Here is a 4,835-nt window from a genome sequence, read left to right as displayed (position 1 = left end):
TCACCCGCGAGGAAAACACCCCGTTGGCGTAGGCATACGTCAGCACCTTCACCATCATCGCCGGATCAAACGGCTGTCGGCGCCTGCCATCGCCTTCATAGCGGGCATGAAACGCCGTGAGATCCAAGGCGTCCACCGCATCGGAGACGAAGTAGGCCAAATGCTGCTCCGGAAGCCACTCCTTGAGCGACGCGGGCAACAGTAACTGCTGATCGGGATTGTAGGGGCGGTAGGTCGTCGGCATAGCCAATTCTAACGCTGCAGGTTTCTACCGCCCAGGCTCCTAGCTTCGGTGGCTCGGGGCCGCAAGGTGAGGCATCAAAATCCCTGCATCAAGAAGTCGATCGCCGCGACGATGTCGTCGCGGTGTGATTGAAGGCGGGTGATAGGGTCGAGCAGGAGACTGGTAGGGACGGCCGCCATGAATTGCGTGGCCATGACCAGTTCCTGGTCAGCGATGTGGAAACAAGGGTTGAGGGTCTGGGCTGGTTTGGGCGCGTTGGATGCTGGCAGCAGTGGGACGACGATTCGAGTATTCAAATGGCTCAGCAGATCGGCTTGAACGTCCAGCAGATAGCCGCTGCCCTCCGGATGTTCATACACATCAAAGCGTGCCATCAAAAGCTCTGGTAACGAGCCAGCGGCAAGCCGTGCTGTTCGACAAAGGCATTCGAGCTGTCCAGGGCGGCACGGTTCTCCTCGAGCCACAAGGAGGCGCGACGCTCTGCGATGGCACGCGCCAACCCTTGTTCCGCGGCCTGGGAGACATTCACCTTGAGTTCCTTGGCCATGGCCAGGAGATGCGGATCGATGGTGACGTTGGTCGGTCGGCGGGTCCTGGTCGAAGTATGCTGCTCAATGCCCATGTTCTGCTCCGCTACCTGTGTTTATGAGCGTATGCATTATATCATGCATGATTCATGTGCATGGAGGCTCTTGCGCTTTCGGCCATCCAGAAACACGCACTAAAGTTCTGGGTGTCCACAACGACCCTCGAATAACGAGACCACCGTGCAAGCTCCGTAGGCCCGATAGAGCGCAAGCGGTATCGGGCAGCTTATGCCGGACACCGCTGCGCTTTGTCCGGCCTACGATTCTGACCACTGAACGATCAATCCTCAAACCGCATCGACAGGTCCACCGCCACCAGATCCTTGGTGATCGACCCCACCGAGATGTAATCCACCCCGGTTTCGGCGATGGCCTTGACCGTGTCCAGACTGACCCCACCGGAGGCCTCGAGCTTCACCCGGCCCGCCACGCGGCCAACCGCCTCGCGCATGCGCTCCAGGGGGAAGTCGTCGAGCATGATGACGTCCGCGCCGGCGGCCAGGGCCTGGTCGACCTCGTCCAGGGTCTCGGTCTCCACCTCCACCATCAGGCCGGGGGCCGTGCGGCGGGCGGCCTCCACGGCGGCGGCGATGGAGCCGGCGGCGTGGATGTGGTTTTCCTTGATGAGTACGGCGTCGTAGAGACCCAGGCGGTGGTTGCGGCCGCCGCCGCAGGCGACGGCGTATTTCTGGGCCACGCGCAGGCCGGGGAGGGTCTTGCGGGTGTCCAGGATCCGGGCGCCGGTACCGGCCACGGCCTCCACATAGGCGCGGGTGGCGGTGGCAGTGGCGGAGAGTAATTGCAGGAAATTCAGGGCGGTACGCTCTCCGGTGAGCAGGGCCCGGGCGGGGCCTCGCAGGGAGCAGAGGCGGGTGTCGGCCTCGACCTGCTCGCCCTCGGCCACGTGCCAGCCCACCACCACGCGGGGATCCAGCTGGGCGAATGTCTCGTCGAACCAGGCGCTGCCGCAGACCACCGCCGGGACCCGGCACAGTACGTAGGCGTGGGCGATGGCGTCCTCGGGGATCAGGGCAGCGGTGACGTCGCCGGAGCCCACGTCCTCGACCAGGGCGAGCCGGACCTGCTCGCGGATCAGCTCCGCGGACGGGGCGGCGGGGGGGCGGGTGTCGTGGTCGGCCATCGGGGCATCCGGTTCAGCGGGTGGAGACTGATTGTAACGCGCTGGACTGACTGGGGACGCTCCTTGCTCACGTCAGTCGCAAAGACGCTTTCATAGAGCGGTCCCTGTGTCTCCGTGGCCCGTGAGAGGACGGGCCTTAGGTACGATTCAAAACCAGTCCTCTCACGGAGCCACGGGGGCACGGGGATAAATCGATATATCTTTCCCCCCGCCCAGCGTCTCTGCGAGAGGAAGGGTTTTGTCGGTTTGTCCGATGTCAAAACCGTTCTCTCACGGGGACACGGAGACACGGGGAAGATCATTCTTTATTGGTTGCCCCCTTGCCCCCGTGTCTCCGTGAGAGAAACGCCTTCGAAAGGTCCGTGATTGTTCTTCAGTGAACGAATACAAAATGTGAGGCAAAAGGCACAGCGTTTTTTGATGCGTTTTACCCGGGCTGGTGAGTTGTGGCGCAGAGGCGTCGATTCGACACCGCCCTGTGCTATGGTTTGTGCCATCGAGTTCAGCATCGGGAGAGGCGCCATGACCCGGGCCATGCTGCTGGTTGCCGTGGTGGCGGATGAGCTGGAGGAAAAGGCCGTGGCCATCATCCGCGAGGAGGGCGGGCAGGGTGTGACCATCCTGCCCGGGCGCGGTCTCGGCTTTCCGGAACACACGACCTTTTTCGGGCTCACCTACCGGGGGCTCGAGAAGATCCTGTTGTGCGCCCTGGACGAGGTCACCGCCGAGCGCGCGGCCGGACGCCTGAACCAGGAGCTGCATCTGCTGCGTCCCTTCCAGGGCCTGGCATTCTCCCTCAAGCTGGGCGCGACCGGCGGCATGAGCGCGGATGAGATCCGGCGTTTCATCGAGGCCGGAAGACCGAACACGGCCCAGGAATCCGGCGCCGCAGATTGAACGTTAACCACCGGCCCACCACAACGACACGCAGCCCGCCTTGGACCAGCTCAGAGAATTCCTCGGGATACTGAAGCATTCCTTCCGGAATCTGCTGCCCATCATCGTGGTCGTGGCGTTCTTTCAGTTCGTCATCATGCGCCAGGTGCCAGACGACCTGCTGCCCATCACCTTCGGCCTGCTGGTGGTGGTGCTGGGCGTGGCCCTGTTCCTGCAGGGCCTGGAGATGGGCATCTTCCCCATCGGCAAGAACCTGTCCAATGACTTTGCCAAGAAGGGCTCCCTGTCCCTGCTGATGATCTTCGGCTTCTGCCTGGGCTTCTCGGCGGTGGTGGCGGAGCCCGCCCTGATCGCCGTGGCCAGCCAGGCGGAGCTGATCAGCGAGGGGCGCATCCACGGCCTGACCCTCCGCCTGCTGGTGGCCGTCTCGGTGGGCCTGGTGGTGGCGCTGGGCGTGGTGCGCATCATCCTGGGCCACAGCCTGCACTGGTACATGATCATCGGCTACATCGTGGTGGTTGTAGTGACATTCTTTGCGCCGGAGGAGATCGTGGGGCTCGCCTACGATTCCGGCGGCGTGACCACCAACATCGTCACCGTGCCCCTGATTGCCGCGCTAGGCATCGGCCTGGCGGTGTCCCTGCGCGGGCGCAACGCGCTCACCCACGGCTTCGGCCTGGTGGGGCTCGCGGTAATGGTGCCCATGATCTCGGTGCAGGTGTACGGCATCCTGGTCTACAGCTTCGGCGAGACGGGGGCCGTGGAGGCCGCGTCCGCGATGCTGGACCCTGTGGTCGAAGAGGCGGTCTCCCCCACCGCCGGCAGCATCCTGCTGGGCATGGTCACGGACCTGTTGGTGATGTTCCGGGATGTGCTGCCAATCATTGCCGTGGTGCTGTTCTTCCAGTACCTGGTGATCCGCAAGCCCATCGCCCACATCCACAAGGTGATGGCCGGCTTCGTGCTGGTGATCGTGGGCCTGTATGCCTTCGTGGTGGGCCTCAAGCTGGGGCTGTTTCCCATCGGCCAGAGCATGGCCGAGCAGCTGATCGGCCTGGACAAGGTGGTTTTCGTCTACCTGTTCGCCTTCAGCATCGGCTTTGCAACCACCATGGCGGAGCCGGCCCTGATCGCCATCGGCCAGAAGGCCGAGGAGGCCGGCAAGGGCAAGCTCAACGGCAACCTGATCCGCCTGTTGGTGGCCCTGGGCGTGGCCATCGGCATCACCATCGGCGTGCACCGCATCATCACGGGCGATTCCATCCACTACTACATCATGGGCGGCTACACCCTGGTGATCCTGCTCACCTGGCTGGCGCCCAAGTACATCGTCGCCCTGGCCTATGACCTGGGCGGCGTGACCACCTCGGAGGTGACCGTGCCCCTGGTCACCGCGCTGGGCATCGGCCTGGCCACCCACATCGAGGGGCGCAACGTGCTCATCGACGGTTTCGGTCTGATCGCCTTTGCCTCGATCTTTCCGATCGTCACGGTGATGCTCTATGCTATTTTCGTTGAACTCGTCGCCAGGACGAGGGGGGTACAGACATGAAATTCGCGGTACTGGTGGCCATCCTGGCCGAGGAACTGGAAGAGAAGGCCATCGACTCGGCCAAGCAGGCCGGGGCCGGCGGCGTCACCATCCTGGACGGGCGCGGCATCGGCACCCAGGAAAAAAAGACCGGGTCTTCGCGGATTAGTGTGGGTCATTTTCTGCATATTTAGGCAGAGGCGGCAGGAAGGCGGCGATGATCTTGAGCTTGAGATACTCTTCGTCGCGATAGCCGTAGGCCCTGCGTTGCAGGACGCGGATCTTGTTATTCAACCCCTCGACCAATCCGAGGCTAACCTTGTTGTTCGGATGACAGTAAGAGGCGATGCCGTCCCAATGACGTTCGATCATGCGCGCGAACTTGCGGTAGGGTTCCAGCCGCTGCCACTTGAGGGCGTCTTGCCAGCGCTCGAA

At 63.1% G+C, this 4,835-nt stretch carries 6 protein-coding genes and 2 pseudogenes; 3 read left to right on the top strand and 5 right to left on the bottom strand.

Annotation, left to right across the window (positions count from 1 at the left end; genetic code table 11):
* The 4 genes and pseudogenes from D580_RS0114825 to nadC all read right to left on the bottom strand — a co-directional run.
* Positions 1 to 244, bottom strand: a pseudogene (locus D580_RS0114825) (IS5/IS1182 family transposase); the annotation flags it as partial.
* Between the two features lie 74 nt (positions 245 to 318).
* On the bottom strand, positions 319 to 618 hold the full coding sequence (locus tag D580_RS0114820; protein WP_018955141.1) for a CcdB family protein: 300 nt from the start codon (positions 616 to 618) through the stop codon (positions 319 to 321).
* Positions 618 to 866: a type II toxin-antitoxin system CcdA family antitoxin gene (locus tag D580_RS0114815; protein WP_018955140.1), complete on the bottom strand. Its 249-nt coding sequence runs from the start codon at positions 864 to 866 to the stop codon at positions 618 to 620. Before D580_RS0114815 ends, D580_RS0114820 begins: the two co-directional genes overlap by 1 nt.
* A gap of 245 nt (positions 867 to 1,111) precedes the next feature.
* Positions 1,112 to 1,972, bottom strand: a complete 861-nt coding sequence (gene nadC / locus D580_RS0114810; RefSeq protein ID WP_018955139.1) for a carboxylating nicotinate-nucleotide diphosphorylase — start codon at positions 1,970 to 1,972, stop codon at positions 1,112 to 1,114.
* Positions 1,973 to 2,494: 522 nt separating this feature from the next.
* Between nadC and D580_RS0114805 the strand changes: the two genes are divergently transcribed.
* The 3 genes and pseudogenes from D580_RS0114805 to D580_RS15760 all read left to right on the top strand — a co-directional run.
* The gene (locus D580_RS0114805; RefSeq protein WP_018955138.1) at positions 2,495 to 2,869 is read left to right on the top strand and encodes a hypothetical protein; all 375 of its coding nucleotides are present in this window, start codon (positions 2,495 to 2,497) and stop codon (positions 2,867 to 2,869) included.
* Positions 2,870 to 2,909: 40 nt separating this feature from the next.
* A complete protein-coding gene (locus D580_RS0114800) occupies positions 2,910 to 4,421 on the top strand; it encodes a DUF1538 domain-containing protein (protein ID WP_018955137.1) in 1,512 nt (503 codons plus the stop codon).
* Positions 4,418 to 4,552, top strand: a pseudogene (locus D580_RS15760) (transcriptional regulator); the annotation flags it as partial. The gene D580_RS0114800 and the pseudogene D580_RS15760, both read left to right, overlap by 4 nt.
* A 13-nt stretch (positions 4,553 to 4,565) precedes the next feature.
* Here the strand turns inward: D580_RS15760 and D580_RS0114790 are convergent.
* Positions 4,566 to 4,835, bottom strand: a 270-nt coding sequence (locus tag D580_RS0114790) for an ISL3 family transposase (protein ID WP_018955135.1), incomplete at its 5' end; no start/stop codon positions are given.

Source organism: Thioalkalivibrio sulfidiphilus, assembly GCF_000377945.1.
Lineage (GTDB): Bacteria > Pseudomonadota > Gammaproteobacteria > Ectothiorhodospirales > Ectothiorhodospiraceae > Thioalkalivibrio_A > Thioalkalivibrio_A sulfidiphilus_A.
This window is presented reverse-complemented; position numbering and strand designations above follow the sequence as displayed.

Excerpts from the sequence above, each read along its gene's own strand:
- D580_RS0114820 (WP_018955141.1), bottom strand. The coding sequence starts at position 618 with ATGGCACGCTTTGATGTGTATGAACATCCGGAGGGCAGCGGCTATCTG.
- D580_RS0114815 (WP_018955140.1), bottom strand. The coding sequence starts at position 866 with ATGGGCATTGAGCAGCATACTTCGACCAGGACCCGCCGACCGACCAAC.
- nadC (WP_018955139.1), bottom strand. The coding sequence starts at position 1,972 with ATGGCCGACCACGACACCCGCCCCCCCGCCGCCCCGTCCGCGGAGCTG.
- D580_RS0114805 (WP_018955138.1), top strand. The coding sequence starts at position 2,495 with ATGACCCGGGCCATGCTGCTGGTTGCCGTGGTGGCGGATGAGCTGGAG.